The organism is Caulobacter sp. X (assembly GCF_002742635.1).
Classification (GTDB): domain Bacteria; phylum Pseudomonadota; class Alphaproteobacteria; order Caulobacterales; family Caulobacteraceae; genus Caulobacter.
The window spans coordinates 1,671,211-1,691,725 of the sequence record NZ_PEGF01000001.1 but is presented as its reverse complement, the minus strand read 5'-3'; the positions used below and the strand labels follow the sequence as shown (position 1 = coordinate 1,691,725).

General features: G+C 69.2%; 20 protein-coding genes and 1 pseudogene. 6 read left to right on the top strand and 15 right to left on the bottom strand.

Annotated elements, in window-relative coordinates; translation table 11 throughout:
* Positions 1-18 precede the first annotated feature (18 nt).
* Positions 19-1,332 (top strand): MFS transporter, encoded by a 1,314-nt coding sequence (locus CSW60_RS07805; RefSeq protein ID WP_099536716.1) that lies wholly within the window; start codon positions 19-21, stop codon positions 1,330-1,332.
* Here the strand turns inward: CSW60_RS07805 and CSW60_RS07800 are convergent.
* Positions 1,329-1,991 carry a helix-turn-helix domain-containing protein gene (locus CSW60_RS07800; RefSeq protein WP_099536714.1) on the bottom strand — a complete coding sequence of 221 codons (663 nt, stop codon included), beginning with the start codon at positions 1,989-1,991 and terminating at the stop codon, positions 1,329-1,331. The genes CSW60_RS07805 and CSW60_RS07800 overlap by 4 nt on opposite strands.
* 171 nt (positions 1,992-2,162) lie before the next feature.
* On the opposite strand from CSW60_RS07800, the gene CSW60_RS07795 reads away from it, so the two are divergent.
* Positions 2,163-2,525 carry a nucleoside transporter gene (locus CSW60_RS07795; RefSeq protein ID WP_099537602.1) on the top strand — a complete coding sequence of 121 codons (363 nt, stop codon included), beginning with the start codon at positions 2,163-2,165 and terminating at the stop codon, positions 2,523-2,525.
* 154 nt (positions 2,526-2,679) lie between these two features.
* Here CSW60_RS07795 and fixJ read toward each other — a convergent pair whose 3' ends face one another.
* The 4 genes from fixJ to cydD form a co-directional block, all read right to left on the bottom strand.
* Positions 2,680-3,288 carry a response regulator FixJ gene (gene fixJ, locus CSW60_RS07790; protein ID WP_099536713.1) on the bottom strand — a complete coding sequence of 203 codons (609 nt, stop codon included), beginning with the start codon at positions 3,286-3,288 and terminating at the stop codon, positions 2,680-2,682.
* Complete coding sequence (locus tag CSW60_RS07785; RefSeq protein ID WP_099536712.1) at positions 3,281-4,768, bottom strand: PAS domain S-box protein; 1,488 nt, start codon at positions 4,766-4,768, stop codon at positions 3,281-3,283. The genes fixJ and CSW60_RS07785 overlap by 8 nt, the downstream gene beginning before the upstream one ends.
* Before the next feature lie 226 nt (positions 4,769-4,994).
* Positions 4,995-6,593 (bottom strand): ATP-binding cassette domain-containing protein, encoded by a 1,599-nt coding sequence (locus CSW60_RS07780; protein ID WP_369801014.1) that lies wholly within the window; start codon positions 6,591-6,593, stop codon positions 4,995-4,997.
* A gap of 8 nt (positions 6,594-6,601) precedes the next feature.
* Positions 6,602-8,242 carry a thiol reductant ABC exporter subunit CydD gene (cydD, locus tag CSW60_RS07775; RefSeq protein WP_099536709.1) on the bottom strand — a complete coding sequence of 547 codons (1,641 nt, stop codon included), beginning with the start codon at positions 8,240-8,242 and terminating at the stop codon, positions 6,602-6,604.
* A gap of 122 nt (positions 8,243-8,364) precedes the next feature.
* Between cydD and CSW60_RS07770 the strand changes: the two genes are divergently transcribed.
* The 4 genes from CSW60_RS07770 to CSW60_RS07755 all read left to right on the top strand — a co-directional run bounded on the left by CSW60_RS07770 (position 8,365) and on the right by CSW60_RS07755 (position 11,846).
* The gene (locus CSW60_RS07770) at positions 8,365-9,927 is read left to right on the top strand and encodes a cytochrome ubiquinol oxidase subunit I (RefSeq protein WP_099536707.1); all 1,563 of its coding nucleotides are present in this window, start codon (positions 8,365-8,367) and stop codon (positions 9,925-9,927) included.
* Between the two features lie 14 nt (positions 9,928-9,941).
* On the top strand, positions 9,942-11,093 hold the full coding sequence (gene cydB, locus CSW60_RS07765; RefSeq protein WP_099536706.1) for a cytochrome d ubiquinol oxidase subunit II: 1,152 nt from the start codon (positions 9,942-9,944) through the stop codon (positions 11,091-11,093).
* 18 nt (positions 11,094-11,111) lie between these two features.
* On the top strand, positions 11,112-11,228 hold the full coding sequence (cydX, locus tag CSW60_RS07760) for a cytochrome bd-I oxidase subunit CydX (protein WP_099536704.1): 117 nt from the start codon (positions 11,112-11,114) through the stop codon (positions 11,226-11,228).
* A 168-nt stretch (positions 11,229-11,396) separates the two neighbouring features.
* On the top strand, positions 11,397-11,846 hold the full coding sequence (locus tag CSW60_RS07755; RefSeq protein WP_099536703.1) for a chemotaxis protein CheW: 450 nt from the start codon (positions 11,397-11,399) through the stop codon (positions 11,844-11,846).
* Positions 11,847-11,982: 136 nt separating this feature from the next.
* Here CSW60_RS07755 and CSW60_RS07750 read toward each other — a convergent pair whose 3' ends face one another.
* The 10 genes and pseudogenes from CSW60_RS07750 to CSW60_RS07705 all read right to left on the bottom strand — a co-directional run bounded on the left by CSW60_RS07750 (position 11,983) and on the right by CSW60_RS07705 (position 20,421).
* Positions 11,983-12,462 (bottom strand): ASCH/PUA domain-containing protein, encoded by a 480-nt coding sequence (locus CSW60_RS07750; protein WP_099536702.1) that lies wholly within the window; start codon positions 12,460-12,462, stop codon positions 11,983-11,985.
* 116 nt (positions 12,463-12,578) lie between these two features.
* Entirely contained in the window at positions 12,579-13,226 is a 648-nt protein-coding gene (yihA, locus tag CSW60_RS07745; RefSeq protein WP_099536700.1) for a ribosome biogenesis GTP-binding protein YihA/YsxC, read from the bottom strand.
* Complete coding sequence (gene yidC / locus CSW60_RS07740; RefSeq protein ID WP_099536698.1) at positions 13,226-15,076, bottom strand: membrane protein insertase YidC; 1,851 nt, start codon at positions 15,074-15,076, stop codon at positions 13,226-13,228. Before yidC ends, yihA begins: the two co-directional genes overlap by 1 nt.
* A gap of 7 nt (positions 15,077-15,083) precedes the next feature.
* A complete protein-coding gene (rnpA, locus tag CSW60_RS07735; protein WP_099536696.1) occupies positions 15,084-15,527 on the bottom strand; it encodes a ribonuclease P protein component in 444 nt (147 codons plus the stop codon).
* Between the two features lie 93 nt (positions 15,528-15,620).
* Positions 15,621-15,755: a 50S ribosomal protein L34 gene (gene rpmH / locus CSW60_RS07730; protein ID WP_004622337.1), complete on the bottom strand. Its 135-nt coding sequence runs from the start codon at positions 15,753-15,755 to the stop codon at positions 15,621-15,623.
* A gap of 110 nt (positions 15,756-15,865) precedes the next feature.
* On the bottom strand, positions 15,866-16,843 hold the full coding sequence (locus CSW60_RS07725) for an NADPH:quinone oxidoreductase family protein (RefSeq protein ID WP_099536695.1): 978 nt from the start codon (positions 16,841-16,843) through the stop codon (positions 15,866-15,868).
* Positions 16,843-17,914: pseudogene (locus CSW60_RS07720) on the bottom strand (alpha/beta hydrolase); the annotation flags it as partial. The pseudogene CSW60_RS07720 and the gene CSW60_RS07725, both read right to left, overlap by 1 nt.
* A 2-nt stretch (positions 17,915-17,916) precedes the next feature.
* Positions 17,917-18,552 carry a TetR/AcrR family transcriptional regulator gene (locus CSW60_RS07715; RefSeq protein WP_099537601.1) on the bottom strand — a complete coding sequence of 212 codons (636 nt, stop codon included), beginning with the start codon at positions 18,550-18,552 and terminating at the stop codon, positions 17,917-17,919.
* A gap of 83 nt (positions 18,553-18,635) precedes the next feature.
* Entirely contained in the window at positions 18,636-18,887 is a 252-nt protein-coding gene (locus tag CSW60_RS07710; protein ID WP_099536691.1) for a DUF2164 domain-containing protein, read from the bottom strand.
* Between the two features lie 136 nt (positions 18,888-19,023).
* Positions 19,024-20,421, bottom strand: a complete 1,398-nt coding sequence (locus tag CSW60_RS07705; RefSeq protein WP_099536690.1) for an NAD(P)/FAD-dependent oxidoreductase — start codon at positions 20,419-20,421, stop codon at positions 19,024-19,026.
* Positions 20,422-20,515 lie beyond the last annotated feature (94 nt).

Here is a 20,515-nt window from a genome sequence, read left to right as displayed (position 1 = left end):
GGGTCTAACGATCGTTTGATGACTGGGGAGACATCACAAAGCCGGGACAACCGGACGCCGTTCGCCATCCTGTTTGGCGTGTCCGTCGCGACGGCGATGGGGAACAACGGCATGTTGTCCGTTCTGCCCGCCATCGGCCGGCAGATCGGCATCCCCGACGCCATGGTCGCGGCCATCTTCTCGCTATCGGCGGTGCTATGGGCGATCACCTCGCCGCTGTGGGCCCGTCAGTCGGATCTGCGAGGCCGCAAGCCCTTGATCATGCTGGGACTTTCCGGCTTCTGCGTCTCGATGCTGCTGTGCGCGATCGTGGTGTCGGCGGGCCTGCGTCACCTGGCGCCGCCGATGGTGATCTTCATGCTGTTCCTGCTGTGCCGCGCGCTGTTCGGCGGCGTCGGCTCGGCCGCCAACCCGGCGACCCAGGCCTATATGGCCGACCGCACCAGCCGCGAGGAGCGCACCCAGACCATGGCGACCCTGGCCGGGGCCTTCGGTCTGGGGACCGTGGTCGGCCCGTTGCTGGCGCCGCTGTTCGTGCTGCCGGTCGTGGGTCTGGCCGGACCGATGTTCGCCTTCGCCCTGATCGCGGCGATCATGCTGGTCGTCGTCAAGCGCGGCCTGCCCGAGACCTTCAAACCCGGCCGCGGCGACACGCCGCCGCGCCGCAAGGTCGGCCTGCCCTGGCGCGGCGAGGGGGCGGCGCTGTGGCGCGATCCGCGCCTGAAGCCGTTCCTGATCTATGGCTTCCTGGTGGCCTCGTGCCAGACGGCCCAGACCCAGACCCTGGGCTTTCTGATCATCGACAAGCTGGGCCTGCCGCCGGTCAAGGCGCAGGGCTTCATCACCCTGGCGATGGCGGCGGGCGCCGTGGCGGGACTGCTGGCCCAGTGGGGCCTGATCCGCATGTTCCGCATGGGCCCGCGCGAGCTGATGCGCTGGGGCGCGGGCGCGGCGGTGCTGGGCAATGCGGTGGTGGCCTTCGCGCCGGACTATGCGGCGGTGGCCATCGGCTACGCGATCGCCTGCCTGGGTTACGGCTTCGCGCGTCCCGGCTTCACGGCGGGCGCGTCGCTGTCGGTCCACGCCAAGGACCAGGCCGGCGCGGCGGGGGCGATCGCGGCGATCAACGGCCTGAACGTGGTCGTCGCGCCGCTGTTCGTGCTGCTCTACGAGAAGATCGGCTGGGGGCCGTTCGTGCTAAACGCCCTGATCCTGGCGGCCATGCTGGCCTACGCCCTGCGCCAAGGGGTCCTGCGCTCGGTCAGCGACGTCGGTCCCGAGCGGGAGGCGACCATCGCGGGCCTGGAGCGGACGGACGAGGGGGGCGTCTAGGCCGTCATGCGCTCCAGAGCGCGGCGGTCCTGCAGCACCACGTGGCGGACGGTCGGCAGGGCGATCAGGCCCTCGTCCTGCAGGCTGGTCAGGGTGCGCGAGACGGTCTCGATGGTCAGGCCCAGATAGTCGGCCATGTCCTGGCGGCTCATCGGCACGTCCAGTTCGGCCTTGGCCTGGGTGCGTTCGGCGATGTCCAGCAGCAGACCGGCGACGCGTTCCTGGGCCGAGCGGCGGCCCAGCATCAGCACGTGGTCCTGGCTGCGCTGCAGGCCCTCGGCCGTCAGGCGCAGGATGGCGCGGGCGGCGTCGCCGCGCTTGGCGGCCAGGTCGCTGAGCGCGCCGCGGCGGATCATGCGGATGGTGGTGTCGGTCATGGCCTCGGCCGTGACGCGGTGGGCTTCGCCCAGCTCCAGGCCGAAATAGTCGCCAGCGAAGTGGAACTCGTCGATCTGGCGGCGGCCGTCGCGCAGGATGCGGTAGGTCCGGACCGCGCCCGAGACGACTTGATAGACATAGTCGGCGGTTTCGCCTTCCCCGAAGATCTCCTCGTCGCGGGCGAAGCGCGGGCAGGCGCAGGGCGTTGCGAGGATGGCGTCGAGACCGCCATCGAGGTGGACGGTCGGTTCGAAGCTCTGGGTGCGGATCGGAGACAGCATTGGAAACCCCTCGTTGCCCGAGGGTTATTGCGCCAAAGCAAAAGTCGCGAAATTCGGGGGGGCCGCCTAAGGAAGCCTCGCTAAGGGAAACCCCTTATGCGACGCCCCTTTACAAACCCGTTTTGACCGGGATCAAAGTCAGCGGCCTGTCCGCCTGCGATGATTTTGGTCATGTGCGACCGGCCCGACCTGTCGGACGGCGACGTCCGGCCCCTGATCCTTCTGCTCGTTGCGGACGAGCCTTTGCGCGAGGCGTTGCGGTTCTCCTTGGAGACCGAGGGCTACAGCGTGACGGCGCCGTCGTGCGCCGACAGCTGCTCGTCGTGCCTGGATTGCCGCGCCGCCGCCTGCGTGATCATCGACGACGGCTCGGCGCCGCTGCCGACGCCCGTTCCCGGCCGCTCGACCATCGTCCTGACCAGCGACGCCCAGCGCTTCCAGCGCCAGGGCGTCAAGGATGTCACCGTCGTGGAAAAGCCGCTGCTGGACGACTCGCTGGGCCGCGAGCTGGCGGCGCTGCTGGCGAAGCACTAGGGGCGGGTAGCGCCCCCTCCGTCTCGTCGCTTCGCGCCGATCCACCTCCCCCGTTTGCACGGGGGAGGATGGGGTTTCCTCCTCACCCGCGAAGCGGGGGAGGTGTCGCGATGCGGATACGCATCGTGACGGAGGGGGCGCTCCGCTCCCGAGCCTATCCCCCCCGCACCGACAGCGTCATGCGGACCAGGGCCGCCAGGTTGTCGGCCTGCATCTTGGTCATCAGCTTGGCGCGGTAGATCTCGACCGTGCGGGGGCTGATGCCCAGCTCGCGGGCGATGACCTTGTTGGCGTGGCCGGCGACCACCCCGTCCAGCACCTGGCGCTCGCGCTCTGACAGGCTCTCGATGCGCTTGAGGATCGCCGCCTGGTCGGTGGAGACCGGCGCGGCCTCGACCGACTTGAACGCCCGCTGCAGGGCGTCCAGCATTCGCGACTCCGAGAAGGGCTTCTCCAGGAAGTCGACGACGCCCGAGCGCATGGCCTCCACCGCCATGGGGATGTCGCCATGGCCGGTGATCATCACGATCGGCATCTTGACCTTGAGGGTCGAGAGGCGCGCGACCAGGTCCTGGCCGCTCATCTCGGGCATGCGCACGTCGGTGATGATCACGCCGGGCTTGGCGGTCTCCAGCGCCTCCAGGAAGGCGGGCGCGCTGGCGTAGGCGACGACCTCGAAGTCCGCGGACTCCAGCAGGAAGGCCAGGGAATCGCGAGCGCTTTCGTCGTCGTCGACCACATGCACGACGGGGGCGTCACTCATCGACGGTCTCCTTGGTCTCCGCCGCTTCCGGGGCGGGCGGTAGGGTGAAGCAGAAGCGGGCGCCGCCGGCCGGGTTGGCCTCGGCCCAGATGCGGCCGCCGTGAGCCTCAATGATCGAGCGCGAGATCGACAGGCCAACGCCCATGCCTTGCGGCTTGGTGGTCATGAACGGCTGGAACAGGCGCTCCAGCACCTCGGGCGCGATGCCGGGGCCGGTGTCGTCGACGCTGACCCGCGACCAGCCCTCCTCGGTCAGGTTGCTGCTGATGAGCAGGGCGCGCTTCTTGGGATCCTGAACCTGCATGGCGTCGATGCCGTTGCGGATCAGGTTCAGCAGCACCTGCTGCACCTGAACCCGGTCGGCGAACACCGCGTCGGCCTTGGGATCGAGGTTCAGGCGCACGTCAACCTGACGCTCCTTCTCGCCGATCAGGGCCAGGGCGCTGGCCTCCTCGATCAGCTTGGACAGGCTCTCGGCCTCGCGCTCGCTGGCGCCGCGGCGGACGAAGTCGCGCATGCGGTGGATCACCTCGCCGGCCCGCAGGGCCTGGGCGGCGGCGCGGTCGATGGCGTCGCGGATCTTGGCCTGGTCGCTCTCGCGGCCGCGATCCATCAGGCGGCGCGAGCCGGTCAGGAGGTTGGCGATGGCCGACAGCGGCTGGTTCAGCTCGTGCGCCAGGGTCGAGGCCATCTCGCCCATGGCCGTCAGGCGCGAGACGTGGACAAGCTCGTTCTGCAGCTCCTGCAGGCGGGTTTCGGTCTCCTGGCTCTCGGTCAGGTCGCGGATGAAGCCGGTGAACGAGGGCGTGCGGCCCTTGGTCTCGCCGACCGCCAGCTCCATCGGAAAGGTCGAGCCGTCCTTGCGGCTGCCGACCACGACGCGGCCCGAACCGATGATCCGCCGCTCGCCGGTGCGGGCGTAGCGCTCCAGATAGGCGTCGTGCTGGGCCTTGTAGGGCTCGGGCATCAGCAGGCTGATGTTCTTGCCCACCACCTCTTCGGCGGTCCAGCCGAACATCCGCTCGGCCGCGGGACTGAACGAGGTCATCAAGCCCTGGCGGTCGATGACCACCACGGCGTCGGGCACGGTGTCGAGGATCGAGCTCAGATGGTCGTTGACCGCCGCGGCTCGTCGGCGCGTGGCGTGGAACCAGCCGCCGCCCACGGCCATGCCGAAGCCGACCGACAGGAAGATCGCCGCGCAGATGCCGCTGACCAGGTTGAACGGGATGTCGCGCGTCACCCACCACACCGCCGCCCAGGCGAAGGTGGTCGCGAGCACGCCGGGGCCCACGCCGCCCAGCGCCGCGCTGATCAACACCGCCGGCACGAACAGCAGGAATGACGAGGGGGCCGTGAAGGCCTCGGGCAGGTACAGGCGCGCGACCGCCGTCGCCATCACCGACAACAGGGCCGTGACATAGGCGGCGGGCGAGGGATCGCTGAACAGGGGCGAGGACCGGCCTCGGGCGGGCTTCATCCGCGCAAACACTCCGACGGAAACGCGGCCCTTATAGGCGACGTGGTTTGAGGCAGGTCAAGGCGAGCCGTCCCTCGAATGCTCAAGCTCTTGTCTTCGATCAAGGGAGACGTTCCATGTCCGACGGGCAAACCGCATATCTGGGTATGGTGATCGTGGCGTTCGCCGCCTTCGCGCTGGCGCTGTTCGCGACTCATATCCGAGTGAACCTGAAGTAACCGCGCCTTCAGGGCGTGACGACAAGGCCCGGCGGCGCGACCGTCGGGCCTTTTTCGTGCGCGGCCGGCGCGCCCAGGCGCAGCACGCCGCCGCAGAGGCGGGTGGGCGCCGGGCGGTGGCTGATCAGCACCAGACCCTGGCCGGTGCGCGCCAGGCGGCGCTCCAGGCCTTCGATCACGCGGGCCTCGGTCGCGGGGTCCAGGCCTTCGGTCGGCTCGTCCAGCAGCAGCCAGGGCGCGGGGCGCAGATAGGCGCGGGCCAGGGCCAGGCGGCGGCGCTCGCCGCCCGACAGGCGCTCGCCGTCGTCGCCCAGATAGGCGGCAAGCTCGCCCGGCGCGGCGCGGACGCGATCGGCCAGGCCGGCGTCCTCGAGGGCTTCCCAGAGCGCGGCGTCGCTGGCTTGCGGGGCGGCCAGGCGCAGGTTCTCGCGCACGGTCCCGGCGATCAGCCCGGCGTCCTGCGGCAGCCAGGCGAAGGCGGCGCGGGGCAAGGGCGCGGGCGTCTCGCGCAGGCCTAGAAGCGTTTCGACCAGGGTTGTCTTGCCGCAGCCCGAGGGGCCGGCGATCGCCAGGCGCTCGCCGGGCTGGAGGGTCTGGTCCAGGATCGTCAGCGCGGGCGCTTCGGCCAGGGGCTTGGCGGGGGCGCGCGGCTGATGGCGCAGCAGGGCGTTCAGCCGGTCGCGCGCTTCCCGCGCCGCGCCGTCCTGGTCGAAGGCGTGGGCCAGGCCCGCCAGGGCCTCGACGCTCATGGCGGCGGCCAAGCCCGCCAGGGCGGCCAGCGGCGCGCCGGCTGGAGCCGCGGCGGCCATGGCGCCGGCGACGGCCGCGCCGAGGATGGCCGCCTGGCTCGCCAGCACCAGGCCCTGGGCGCGGGCGGCGGTCAGGCGGGCGGCCTCAAGGTCGGCGGCGCGCTGGTTCAGGGTGTCGCCGGCCCAGGCTTCCAGACCATAGGCGCGCAGCTCGGCCGAGGCCGAGACCAGGGCGGCGGCGCTGTCCTTCAGGGCCCCGACCTTGGTCTGGACGGCGGCGCGGGCGGGGGCGGAGTAGCGGCGGGCCAGGGCGCGGGCCGACAGGATCGCGGCCCCGGCGGCGATCAGGATGACGAGGCTCGGCAGCCAGCCGGCGAAGGCGGTCAGCAAGAGCCCAGCCCCCAGGCCGGCGGCGGCGCTCCAGGGGGCGGAGAGGCGGACGAAGCGGGTCTCGACGGCGTCGACGTCCTGCACCAGCCGGGCCGAGGCCTCGCCCCGCGACAGGGCCAGGGCCTGCGCTGGCGGCGCGGCGGCCAGGCTGGCGAAGACGGCCGGCCGGATGGCGGCCAGGGCCCGCAGGGCGGCGGCGTGTCCGGCCAGGCGTTCTCCGTAGCGGGCGGCGGTGCGCAGGATCGCCAGCAGGCGGATGCCGGCGCTGGGCAGCAGCACGTTGAAGGCGTGGGCGGCGCCCAGGCCCGCCGCGCCGGCGGCGGCGCTGGCGACGATGAACCAGCCCGACAGGCCCAGCAGCAGGGTCGAGGCCGCCCCGACCACCACGGCGCTGAGGATGGCCAGGCGCAGATTGCCGGCGTGGGCGCGCTTCTGGACGCGGATCAGGTCGTCGAGGGGCGTGGACACGGTCTTCTTCACAGCCGCACCACCTTGTCCGCCAGGGCCGCGACGGCCTCGGCGTGGGTGGCGATCAGGGTCGTGCGCCCCTGGGCGGCGCGGCGCAAGGCGGTCAGCATCTGGGCCTCGGCCGTGGTGTCGAGATTGGCGGTCGGCTCGTCCAGCAGCAGGATCGGCGCGGGTTTCAGCAGGGCGCGGGCCAGGGACAGGCGCCGCCGCTCGCCGCCGGAGAGGCCGCTGCCGCGCTCATCCAACACGAAGTCGAGGCCGCCGGGGCGCTGGGCGAGGGCCGGGCCGAGCCCCGCGTCGCGGGCGGCCGCCTCGATTTCGGCGCGCGAGGCGTCGCGGCGCGACAGGGCGATGTTGTCGGCGATCGAGGCGGGCAGGATCAGGGGCGACTGGCCGGCCCAGGCGACGTCCGCCGCCGTGACCGGACGCTGGGCGCCGTCGATCAGGATGCGGCCTTCGCTCAGCGGCGAGAGGCCCAAGAGCAGGTTCAGCAGCGAGCTCTTGCCCGCGCCGCTGGCCCCGACCAGGGCGATGATCGCCCCGGCGGGGACGTCGAGGTCGAAGCCGGCCACGGCCGGCGCGTCGGCCTCCGGATAGCGGATCGTCACGCCCTCGAAGCGGATCGCCGGGGCGGCGGGCAGCGGCGCGACGATGGGGGCGGCGGAGGGCTCTTCGAACGTGGAGAGCCGCGCGGCGGCGGCCTCGGCGGCCTGGCGGTCGTGATAGGCGGCGGCCAAGCGCCGCATCGGCGCGTAGACCTCGGGCGCCAGGGCCAGCACGAAGAAGGCGCGCTTCAGGTCCAGCTGTTCCGGAACGGGGAAGGGCAGCAGGCGCAGCAGGTTGAAGCCGCAATAGACCGCCACCAAGGCCACCGACAGGGCGGCGAAGAACTCCAGGGCCGCCGAGGACAGGAAGGCCACCCGCAGCACCTTCAGCGTGCGTTCGGCCAGGGCCGAGGCCGAGCGGCCGAGGGCGGTGGTCGTCGTTCCCTCGGCCTCGAAGGCCAGGACGACGGGCAGGGCGCGGACGCGGTCGAGGAACAGGCCCGAAAGGCGTTCAAGGGCTTGGAACTGGGCGCGGGCCTCGGCCGCGGCGGCGGTTCCGGCCAGGATCATGGCGGCGATGAACGGGATCAGGGTGGCCAGCATGATGGCCGCGCAGATCGGGCTGGCGATGGCCGCCACCGCGATCATCAGAAGGGGCAGGGCGGCGGCCGACATCCGCGCCGGCAGGAAGCGGGCGAAGTAGCCGTCCATCGCCTCGACGCCCTCCACGAGGGCGGTGGTCGCCTCGCCGGCCGAGCGCCGAGGGCCGCCGAACACCGACCGCGCCAGCTCGGCGCGCAGGTCGGCCTTGGCGTCGGCGGCGGCCCTCGCCCCGGTCCGGGCGCCGGCGTAGGCCAAGAGAGCGCGCAGCAACATCGCCGCCAGCACGCCGGCCAGGCAGGCGGAAAAGATCAAGGGGTTCCGATGATTGGCGATCGCGTCGGCGCCGAACGCCAGGCCGGCCGCGAAGCCGATCGCGGCCAGGCCGTCCAGCAGGCCGACGGCCTTGGACCGGCGCAGGGCCGGGCCGGCGGTCCGGTCTCGCCGCTTCAACCAGGCCTTGGAAACGCGGGGGTGGTCAATCTGTACTATGCCGGAACCCATGGCTTGAGTGTAGGCTGACATCGCCCTCGAACCTTGATCATGATCAAGGTTCGGCGCAACCGATCGGAATAGGACGATGTCCTCGGTCGGCATGCGTATCGACCGTTGTCTCGGAGTTGTCCATGGACCCCGCGGTTATCGACCTGTCGCGACTGCAGTTCGCGTTGACGGCCCTCTACCACTTCCTGTTCGTGCCCCTGACGCTGGGGCTCTCCTTCATGCTGGTCATCATGGAGAGCATCTACGTCATGACCAAGCGCCCGATCTGGCGCACGGTCACCCGGTTCTGGGGGACGCTGTTTGGCATCAATTTCGTGCTGGGCGTGGCGACCGGGATCACCATGGAGTTCCAGTTCGGGATGAACTGGTCCTACTACTCCCACTATGTCGGGGACATCTTCGGCGCGCCGCTGGCGATCGAGGGCCTGATGGCCTTCTTCCTGGAGGCGACCTTCGTCGGGCTGATGTTCTTCGGTTGGGACAAGCTCTCGCGGGTGGGGCACCTGTTCGTGACCTTCATGGTGGCCTTGGGCACCAACCTCTCGGCCCTGTGGATCCTGGTCGCCAACGGCTGGATGCAGAACCCGATCGGCGCGGTGTTCAACCCCGACACCATGCGCATGGAGGTCGCCAGCTTCCGCGACGTGCTGTTCAACCCGGTGGCCCAGGCCAAGTTCGTGCACACCGTCAGCGCCGGCTATGTGATCGCCGCGGTGTTCGTGCTGGGGATCTCGGCCTTCTATCTGCTGAAGGGCAAGTACGTCGGCGTCGCCAAGCGCTCGATGACGGTGGCCGCCGCCTTCGGCCTGGCCTCGTCGCTGTCGGTGGTCGTGCTGGGCGACGAGAGCGGCTACGCCCTGACCGACAACCAGAAAATGAAGCTCGCGGCCCTGGAGGCCATGTGGGAGACGGAAGCCGCCCCGGCCGGCCTGACCGCCTTCGGCGTGCCCAGCCTCGCCGACCGCAAGACCCACTATGAGGTCAAGATCCCCTATGTGCTGGGCCTGATCGCCACCCGCAGCTTCGACAAGCCGGTGGAAGGCATCTTCCAGCTGGTCGCCAAGGCCCAGGACCGCATCGAGTCCGGCGTTGTCGCCTATGGCGCGGTCGAGGCGCTGAAGGCCAATCCCAGCGACCTGGCCGCCCGCGCGACCTTCGAGCAGCATCGCCGAGACCTCGGCTACGCCCTGCTGCTCAAGCGCTATGTCGCCGATCCGCGTCAGGCCTCGCCCGAGCTGATCCAGAAGGCGGCGTGGGACACCGTGCCGCCGGTGCCAGTGATGTTCTGGGCGTTCCGGATCATGGCGGGCATCGGCTTTTTGATGATCGCCCTGTTCGCCACGGCCTTCGTCCTGGTCACCCTGCGCAAGCATGAGACCAAGTGGTTCCTGGCCCTGGCGGTGGCGGCCATTCCGCTGCCCTGGCTGTCGGCGGAGCTGGGCTGGGTGCTGGCCGAGGTGGGCCGTCAGCCCTGGGCGGTGGACGGCGTGCTGCCGACCTTCCTGGGCGCCTCCAGCCTGAGCGTCCCGCAGCTGCTGACCAGCATCGCGGCCTTCACCCTGCTTTACGGCGCCCTGGCGGTGGTCGAGGTCGGCCTGATCCTCAAGACCATCAAGAAGGGGCCTTTCGCCCAGCATGAGCCCGCGCTCGACGGTTCGCCCGAACCCGAACCGGCCGTGGCGTAAGAGGAGCCAGCATCATGGAACTTCCTGTCGATTTCGCCACGCTTCGCGTCCTCTGGTGGGCCCTGGTCGGCATCCTGCTGATCGGCTTCGCCCTCACCGACGGCTTTGACATGGGTGTCGGCGCCCTGCTGCCCTTCGTCGCCAAGACCGACAAGGAGCGCCGGATGGTGATCAACACCATCGGCGCGACCTGGGAGGGCAACCAGGTGTGGTTCATCCTGGGCGGCGGCGCGATCTTCGCGGCCTGGCCGTTCGTCTACGCCATCAGCTTCTCGGGCTTTTACCTCGCCATGTTCGTGGTCCTGGCGGCCATGATCCTGCGGCCGGTGGGCTTCAAGTACCGCTCCAAGCGGCCCGATCCGCGCTGGCGGTCCTTCTGGGACTGGGCGCTGTTCGTCGGCGGCTTCGTGCCGGTGCTGTGCTTTGGCGTGGCCCTGGGCAATGTGCTGCAAGGCGCGCCCTTCCGCCTGAACGACGACCTGCGGGCCTTCTATGACGGCACGTTCCTGGGGCTGTTCTCGCCGTTCGCCCTGCTGTGCGGCCTGTTGTCGGTGGCCATGCTGGTGCTGCACGGCGCGGCCTGGATCACGGTGAAGGGCGAGGAAGGCCCGGTCGCCGACCGCGCCCGCCGCATCGGCGAGATCGCGGGTCTCGCCAGCATCGTGCTGTTCGCGGCCGGCGGTTTCTGGGTGGCGTTCGGGGGCCTTGGCTTCCGGATCGAGGGCCTGGCCGACGCGGCCGGTCCGTCGAACCCGCTGCGCGGCGCCGCCGCCGTGCGGGCCCCGGGCGCCTGGCTGGACAACTACGGCCGCCACGGCTGGACCATCGCCGCCCCCGTGCTGGGCTTCGTCGGGGCGGGCCTGGCGCTGCTGGGCCTGCGGGCCAAGTCGGCCTGGATGGCGTTCGCCGGCTCGTCGGCCTCGGCCGCGGGCATCATCGGCACCGTCGGCCTGTCGATGTTCCCGTTCATCCTGCCCAGCTCGGTCGATCCGCGCTCCAGCCTGACGGTCTGGAACGCCTCGTCCAGCCACCTGACCCTCTTCGTCATGCTGGTCGTCACGGTCGTCTTCCTGCCGATCGTGCTGCTCTACACCGCCTGGGTCTACAAGGTGCTGTGGGGCCGCAGCACCACGGCCGCCCTGACCACCAACCCCGACCTCTACTGAGCCGAAGGAGACAATCCGATGTGGTACTTCACCTGGATCCTGGGCCTGGGCCTGGCCGTCGCCTTCGGCGTGCTGAACGGCGTCTGGTACGAGTTCAATCTGGCCGACGACGGCGACGAAGGTCTGTCGGAATAGCCAACCAAGTCGCGGCGACTCATTTCGGGGCGCCGCGACATTTGGGCGCGCCCGGAACGGGTTTGGCTTAACGCTTGCTAAAGACGGCTCGGGCTTATCTGGCAAGGTGTTCCGGAGCGCGTCGAATCGCGGCCCTGGGACCAGCCTTTACGTTCCCGGGGACCGCTTATGACCGACAACACCGCGCCTGCTCTGGAGCTGATCTCGTTCTGCATCGGCGAGCAGGAATTCTGCATCGACGTGAAGACCGTCCGCGAAATCCGCGGCTGGACCCCCGCGACCCCGATCCCCCACGCCCCGGCCTATCTGCGCGGCGTCATCAACCTGCGCGGCGCGATCATGCCGGTCATCGACCTGCGTAACCGCCTGGGCCTGGGCGTCACCATCCCCGAGACCCGCCACGTGATCGTCGTCGTCGAGTGCCAGGACCGCCTGGCCGGCATCCTGGTGGACGCGGTGTCGGAAACCTTCACCGTGCCGCGCGACAGCCTGCAGCCGGCCCCGGACGTCGGCGAAGAGCTGCGCTATCTCCAGGCGATCATCTCGATCGAGAACCGCCTGATCAGCTACCTGCGCATGGACGACGTGTTCCCGGCGCAGATCAGCGAAGCGGCTTAAGCCTCAAGATGCTCCCCCGCTCGCGGGGGAGCTGTCGCGTCAGCGACTGAGGGGGCGAACGCGGCGAGCGTCCAGCTAGCCCCCTCCGGCCCGCTGGGCCACCTCCCCCGCTCGCGGGGGAGGAACTACCCTCAACTCACCCCTTGCGAACGATCCGCGCCGCCGCGGCGTGGAAGCCGGCTTCAGCCTCGGCGGAGTCGGCCACGGCCGCGTGGCGGTCGCGGGCGACGCCCATGTTGCTCTCGGCGTAGCTCTCCGAGACCTTGCGGGCCTCCTGGGCGCGCAGGGCGGCGTTCGAGGCCTGGGTCTCGTGCCAGTCGGCCAGCGCCTCGGGCGTCAGGTCGTCGGCCGCGTCCGGATGCGGGGCGACATCGCCGAAGCCGATCGCCACGAAGCCGTGGATCACGCCGCCATAATCCTCTTCCGACAGGAGGAAGGTGATCTGCCGCTCCTCGAACTGGCCGGTATAGGTGTCGGTCGAGGGATCGAACTCGCGCAGCACCAGGATGTCGCCGACCTTGAACTCGCGGTCGTTGCGGCGGATCTCGAACCGCTTGTGGCCGGAGCGGACGGCGGCGAAGTACTTGGGCCAGGTCTTCAGTTCGTGGCGATGCATGGTGGGGGAGACTTTTCTGGAAACGGGGAGGCGGGGTTCTGGCGGCGGAACCCTAGCGTAAGGTTAACGGCTCAAACATATCCCCAAACCTACGCGGCGTGGGAGGGGAGCATCGGCTATTCGTCGATACAGACCCGCACGATCTCGGCGCGCAGGTCCGGCAGGCCCAGGCCCTTTTCGGACGAGGTCGCCAGGACGCGCGGGAAGGCGGCCGGGCGCTTGGCGATGGCCTTCAGGGTGTCGGCGACGACCTTGTCGACCTCGGCCGGCTTGATCTTGTCGGCCTTGGTCAGGACGATCTGGTAGCTGACCGCCGCCACGTCGAGGGCGTCCAGCGCCTCCAGGTCGACCTTCTTCAGGCCGTGGCGGGCGTCGATCAGCACATAGACGCGCTTGAGGTTCGCGCGGCCGCGCAGATAGGCGCGGCCCAGATCCTGGAACTTGTCGGCGATCGAGCGCGAGACGCGGGCGAAGCCATAGCCGGGCAGGTCGACCAGGCGCAGCTGCTCGGCCAGCAGGAAGAAGTTGATCTCCCGCGTGCGGCCCGGCTCGTTCGACGCCCGGGCCAGGTACTTCTGGTTGACCAGGCCGTTGATCAGGCTGGACTTGCCGACGTTGGAGCGGCCGGCGAAGGCCACTTCGGGCAGGTCGGCGGACGGCATGGCGTCCATCCGCACCGCGCCCATGATGAACGAGACCGGCTGGGCGAAGAACACCCGCGCCCGCTCGATCTCCTCATCCGTGAACAGGACCTCTTCGCTCATCAGGTCGCGCTAGCCGTCTTGCCCTGCAGGCGCGCGATGATCCGGTCGATTGGGTTCTCGACGCCGTAGCGGCGCATCATCACGTACTGCTGGACGATGGTCAGGACGTTGCTCCAGCACCAGTAGATCACCAGGCCCACCGCGAACTGCGACAGGGTGAAGGTGAAGATGATCGGGAACAGCTGGAAGATGCGCTGCTGGATCGGGTCGCCGGCCGGCGGGTTCATCGCCGTGGTCAGCCACATGGTGAAGCCGTACAGCAGCGGCCAGACGCCGATGTGCAGCGGGCCGCCCAGGAAGGCGCCGATCAGCGGCGCGGTCGCCGGATCCCACGGGATCGCGCCGAACAGGTTGAAGATCGTCGACGGGTCGCGGGCCGACAGGTCCTGGATCCAGCCGAAGAACGGCGCGTGGCGCATTTCGATGGTGACGGTCAGCACCTTGTACAGCGAGTAGAAGACCGGGATCTGGATCAGCATCGGAAGGCAGCCCATCATCGGGTTGATCTTCTCCTTCTGATACAGCGCCATCATCTCCTGCTGCTGCTTGGCCGGGTCGTCCTTGTGCTTGGCCTTCAGCTTTTCGACCTCGGGGGCGATCTTCTTCATCTTCGCCATCGACTCGTAGCTCTTGTCCGCCATCGGGTAGAGGACGAGCTTGAGCACGACGGTCAGAAGCATGATGGCCAGGCCGAAGTTGCCGACGAGGCGATAGAAGATCTCCAGCACGTTGAAGATCGGACGCGTGAAGAAGCTGAACATGCCCCAGTCCACGGCCCAGTCGAAGCGGGGGATGTCGGCCTTGCGGCTATCCCAGAACTTCCACCAGTCGGGCGCCTGGCCGTTGAACTCGTACTTGCGCAGCAGCGGCACGGTCTTGGCGCCGGCGAACAGGCGGGTCTTCTGCGTCAGGGTCGCGCCCGGGTTCAGGGCCTGGGTCGGGCCGACGATGTTGACGTCGTAGATGTCGACGCCGGCCACGTTGGTGAACAGGTACTCGGCCTTGATCGCCTGGTCCTGGTTCGGGATCAGGGCGGCCAGCCAGTACTTGTCGGTGATGCCGGTCCAGCCGCCGGTGGAGTCGAAGGACTGACGGTTCTGGTCCTTCTTCCACTTGGGGTACTTGGCGTACTTCAGCTCTTTCTTCTCGCCGCCCAGATTGCCGATGGCGCCTTCGTGGACGATCTGGGTCTTGCCCAGGTGGTCGGTGATGCCCTGGCGCTGAACGCGGGCGTAGGGCGCCATCTGGTAGGCGTTGGCGCCGGTGTTTTTGACGCTGTCGGTGACGGTGAACATCGCCTGGTCGTCGACCGCGATCACGCGGGTGAAGGTCAGGCCCATGCCATTGTCATAGGTCAGGGTGACCGGCGAATTGGGGCGCAGCACCTGGCCCGGCGCGGCGGTCCAGACGGTGCGGCTGTCGGGCAGGCCCGGCAGGTTCAGGCCGTTCCAGCCGAAATCGGCGAACCAGGCGTGCTCGGCGCCTTCCGGACGGAAGAGCTCGACCGGGGGCGAGTTCTTGTCGGTCGTCTCGGCGTACTTGCGCAGGAAGAGGTCGTCGATGCGAGCGCCCTTCAGGGCGATCGAGCCCTTCAGCGCGGGCGTGTCGACCACGATGCGCGGGCTTTGGGCCTTGGCGGCGTCGCGCGACAGGCGCAGCGGGGCGGGATTGCCGTTGGCGTCCAGCGGCACGCCGGCCTGGGCCGCCGTCTGCTGCTGCGCGGCCTTCTTGGCGCGCAACTCGGCCTCGGCCTTCTTCTGCTGCGGACCCAGGATGAAGAACTGGTACCCGATCAGGATCGCGAACGCGATGGCGAGGAACGCCATCGTGTTTTTGTTGTCGTTCTGCATGGAGCGCTTAACCGGAAACTGTGTGATCGGGTTGTTGGGAAGAGGCGAGGGAAGACGGATCGCCCGACGATGACCGCGAGACCTTGCTTCTCACGCCATCGTGCTCGGCGGCGAGGCTTATCAGCGCGCTTTTGACATCGTCAAGCAAACGTCCCCATTCGCGCGAGCCCGTACCGCCGCGCGCGATGAAGACATAGTCATGAGAAGGCCGCGCATGAAGGGGCAGGACCAGCCGGGCGGCCTCGCGCAGACGGCGCTTGGCGCGATTGCGCTCGACGGCGCCGCCGATCTTCTTGGTGGCGGTGAAGCCGACGCGGACCACCGGATCCTCGTCGGAGCGCTTGCGCATCTGGATAAACACCGCGCCGCGCGACAGGGCCGGGGCCTTGGCCGCCAGCAGGAAGTCGGGGCGCTTGCGCAGCCGTTCGAAGCGGAGCGGGGCTTCAGACATGAAAAAAGCCGCCTTTCCGGCGAGAACCTGAGACCAGGTCTGTGGAAAAGGCGGCTTTGATCATGATCTCGCCTCCCGAAGGAGGAAGAGCAATTAGGCGGTCAGGCGCTTGCGGCCCTTGGCGCGGCGACGCGCGACGACCTTTTGGCCATTCTTGGTGGCCATACGCGCGCGGTAGCCGTGACGGCGGGCACGCACGAGCTTCGACGGCTGGAAGGTGCGCTTCACGACGTGGCTCCGAAATGCAAAACGTTGGACGCGAAGCTTGGGGCCTCGCGAGTGAGGGGCGGTGGATAAAAGAACGGGCGCGGGATGTCAACCTGAGTCGGTTCAGGGGCTTACGGAACGATCACCGCCTTGCCCACCACCTTGCGCTGGGCCAGCAGGTCGAACGCCTCGCGCCAGCGGTCAAGGGGGAGTTCGGCGTGGACGTGCGGCCGGATGCGGCCCTCGTTGGCCATGGCCCATACGGCCTCGGCGTTCTCGCGGCCCTTGTCCGGGAACTGGCGGCCATATTCGCCGGCCCGCACGCCCATCACCGAGAAGCCCTTGATCAGCGGCATATTGACCGAGACCGTCGGAATCCGCCCCGAGGTGAAGCCGATCACCAGCAGGCGGCCGTCGAAGGCGACGCAGCGGACGCTCTCGTCGAACACGTCGCCGCCGACGGGGTCGTAGATCACGTCCGCCCCGTGGCCGCCGGTGATCTCTTTCACCCGGTCGCGGAAGCCGCCCGTCACATTGACCACCGCGTCGGGAGCGTACAGCGCCTGCACCTTCGCCAGCTTGTCGTCGGAGGCCGAGGTGGCGATGACGCGCGCCCCCAGGGCCTTGGCGAGATCGACGGCCGCAAGGCCCACCCCGCCGGCGGCGCCATGGACCAGCACCCATTCACCCGGCTCCAGCCGCGCGCGGCGCACCAGGGCGACATAGGCGGTGAGGTAGGCCGCGCCATAGGCGGCGGCCTCGGCGAACGACAGGCGGGCGGGCTTGGGCTTCAGCGCCTCGGCTGGCAGCACGGCGTATTGCGCGAAGCCGCCCAGCCGCGCGCCGCCCACGACGGCGTCTCCGACGGCCAGGCTGGTGACGCCCTCGCCCAGCGCCGCGACCTCGCCGGCCAGGTCCAGGCCCGGCGTGAAAGGCAGGGGCGGCTTCAGCTGGTACTCGCCGCGCGTCATCAGAAGGTCGGGGAAGTTCACGCTGGCCGCGCGGACGCGCACCAGCACCTCGCCGGGACCGGGAGAGGGCGTCGGGACCTCACGGACCGCGCAGCCGCCGAAGTCGGGCGCCAGGGCCTCGACGACGAGGGCGCGCATCAGTCGCCCCGCGCCTCGAACGTCTCGCGCACCAGGCTGGCGATCTCACGGCAGGCCGCGTCCGCCGCGGGGATCGCGCCGGTGAAGGCCGTGAAGGCGTGGGCCAGGCTGTCGTAGCGGCGATAGCGCACCGGCACGCCCGCGGCCTGCAGACGCTTGGCGTAGGCTTCGCCCTGGTCGGTCAGCGGGTCGAAGCCGGCGGTGGCGATGACGGCGGGGGCCAGGCCCGAGAGGTCTTCGGTGCGGTCGGGCGACAGGCGCGGGTCGGCCGGGTCGGCGTCGGGGCCCATATAGTGGCCCATGAACCACTCCATGGTCTCGCGGGTCAGCGGATAGGCGTCGCCGAAGGTGGTCATCGACGGCGTCTCGCTGGCCACGTCGACGGCCGGATAGATCAGGATCTGGGCCGAGGGCTGCGGCTCGCCCTTGCGCTTCATCTCCTGGGCGACGATGGCCGAGAAGTTGCCGCCCATGCTGTCGCCGCCAATGGCGGGCGGCGCGGCCGAGGCGCCGAAGCGGGCGGTGTTGTCGCGGGCCCAGCGATAGGCGGCCAGCACGTCTTCCAGCCCGGCCGGGAACTTGTGGTCGGGCGCCAGGCGATAATCGACCGAGATCACCGCCGTGCGGACGATCCGGGCCAGGATCGAGCAGAACGCGTGGCAGGTCTCAAGGTCGCCGATCACCCCGCCGCCCATGTGGGCGTAGACGATCAGCGGGGCGTGGAGGTCCTGGTTCTCGGGGCGATAGGCGCGGCAGGGGATCGGACCATTGGGCCCCTCGACCGACAGGCTCTCGGTGCGCACGCCGGGCTCCAGCGGTCCCTGGACGGCGGCCAGGCCCTTGGCGCTGCCGGCCACGGCCTCGGCCGGCGAGAGGGTGGACATCGGCGGCAGCTTCTTGGCCGCTTGGGCGAAGAACTGAAAGCGCGGGTCCAGGGTGCGTCCGCCCTTGTAGACCACGCCGCCGCCCGACATGGCCCGAAGGATCGGGCTGGGCAGCGACAGGATCAGCTTCAGTATGGCTTTCTGGGCGGCGTCCGAGGCCATGTTTCCCCTCCCTTTGTGTTGTTTTTCTTAGAGTTTCGGCAGGGCGGGAACGCCGCCCAGGATCAGCTTGACGGCGAAGTCCGCGGCCGCCCCGGTGTCGACCGGCCGCCGCTCCAGCATCTTGTCGCCCAGCTCGCGGGCGATCGCGATGCAGGCCGAGGTCAGGTAGTCCAGGTCCACTGGCGGGGCGTTGTCGTGCGCCAGCACCCGGGCGAAGGCTTCGCGGACCTCGTCGAACACGGCGGCCAACTCGGGCGTCGAGCGGGCGTGCGGGATAGCCTCGCCGGCCGGCCGGTCCACGCGCCAGCTCTCCTGCTCCTTCGCCAGGAAGTCGAAATAGGCCAGCATCGCCCCGCGCAGGAACGACGGAAAGTCGTCGGCCTTCTCGGACTCGGCGCGCAGCAGCGGACGGAAGCGACGCGCGCCGTCGTCGGCCAGGGCGTCGAACACCTCCTCCTTGGACTTGTAGTAGTTGTAGAAGGTGCCCGAGGCCAAACCCGTCCGGCGGATGATGTCGCGCACCGTGGCCGCGTCGTAGCCCAGCTCGCCGAACACCTCGCGCGCCGCGTCCAGGATGGCCTGGCGGTTGGCGGTCTTTGTCCGCTCGCGCTTGCCCGGCCGCTGGTCGATGTGGGGCTTGGGGAAGTAGGCGATGTTCGACATGGGGCCCGACTCGGAGATGGCGCGATCATGACGCGCCGTCAGGAACGTGACCTCATTCCGCTCCGCCCGGCAAGCCCCCGCGCTCATAAGGGTTTGACCGGCTGTTCGATGTCGTAAACGGCCTCGCTGATCGCCTCCAGCTTCTCGCGGTACAGGGCCTGGGCGTCGTGGAGGCCCTGGTTGTACCAATAGGGACCCAGGCGCTCGGTCACGAAGTCCAGCAGGAATTCGGCGTCGAAGCCCTTCACCTCCAGGTCCAGCTCGTCCCGCAGATAGTGCGAGAGGCCGGCGACCAGCTTGGCGCGGGTGTCCTTGTCGAAGGTGATCTTGGGCATGGGGGCTTTCTTCTCCCTTCCCCTTGATGGGGAAGGGCGGGGATGGGGTGTGCGGCGGTGGATAGTGGCAAGGACGCGTCCTTTTCGGAACCCGTGTCACCCCATCCCAACCCTTCCCCATCCAAGGGGAAGGGCTTTAGCTCGCCAGCAGCGTGTCCGATTTCACCCCCGCCCGCGCCACCACCGGCAGCTTGCCGCCCGCGCTTCGGGCCCGGGCCTCGCCCTTGGCGATCTCCTTCTTCAGGTCGGCGCAGTAGACGTTGAAGTCGACCTGGATGGTGTGGCGGGCGGACTCGTAGAAGTGGCCGGTGTGGCGTTCCTCGTCCTTGGCGATGATCTTCTCCATCTCCGCCCGAGGCGGCGGGGCGTACTGGCCGGCCAGATAGGCGGCGGCTAGCTTGGCCTGCTGCTCGGCGAAGTTCACCAGGGTCGGCAGCGGCTGGGCCAGGCCCATGAAGAAGAGGTTCGGAATGCCCGGCTTCATCATTCGCTTGAACAGCGGGAAACGGTGGTCGGCGTCCGGCAGGAGTTCCGGATCGTCGAAGAACGGGAAGCTGATCTTGTAGCCGGTGGCGAAGACGATGGCGTCGACGTCCTCGACGCTGTCGTCGGCGAAGCGCACGCGCTTGCCCTCCAGCGCCTTGATCGCCGGCTTGAACTTGATGTCGCCGCAGCCCGCGCGGGTCAGGAACTCGCCCGAGACGGAGGGGTGGGCCTCCAACGGCTCGTGGTCGGGCTTGGGCAGGCCGTAGTCCTCCATCTTGCCGATGGTCTTCTTCAGCACCGAGCGGGACAGGGCCAGGCCCAGCTTGCGCGGCATCCAGGCCGGCATGGCGGATTTGTCCGCCGGCTTGCCGTTCAGGTACTTGGGGAACACCCACACCCCGCGCCGGGCCGAGACCCACAGGTTCTTGGCGATCGGGCGCTGCGAGAGCTCGCTGGCGATGTCCATCGCCGAATTGCCCATGCCGACCACCACGACGTTCTTGCCGCGCATGTCGACCGGATCGAACGGGTCGCAATAGGCGTGAGCGTGGAAGGCGGGGCCGTCGAACTCGCCCGGATACTCCGGCACGCGCGGATCCCAGTGGTGGCCGTTGCAGACGAACAGCACGTCGTAGAGCCGTGTCTCGCCGGTCGACAGCGTCACCGCCCACAGGCCGTCGGCCGTGCGCTTGGCCTTCTCCACCCGCGTGTTGAAGGTGATGGTCGGACGCAGGCCGAAGTGGTCGACATAATCCTTGAAGTACTGGAAGAGCTGCGCGTGGTGCGGAAAGTCCGGCCAGTCCCTCGGCACGGGAAAATCCTCGAACGCCAGCCGCCACTTCGACGTGTCGATATGCAGGCTGTCGTAGCAGGCCGACATGCCGTTGGGGTTCTTGTAGTACCAGGTGCCCCCGATATCGTCCGACATCTCGAAGCAGTCGTACGGGATCCCGTAGTCCTTCAGCCGCTTGATCGTCGTGAAGCCGCTGCAGCCGGCGCCGATCACGCAGGCTTTCGGCAGCCGCGCTTGGGGGTTCCTGGTCGCCATCCCACCCTCCTGACTTATCGTTGTTCAGGTGAGTGTACCGGCGTTATGCCAGCCGGCAAGCGGACGTTGCGGAAGGCGGCGCGTCTTCCTTGGC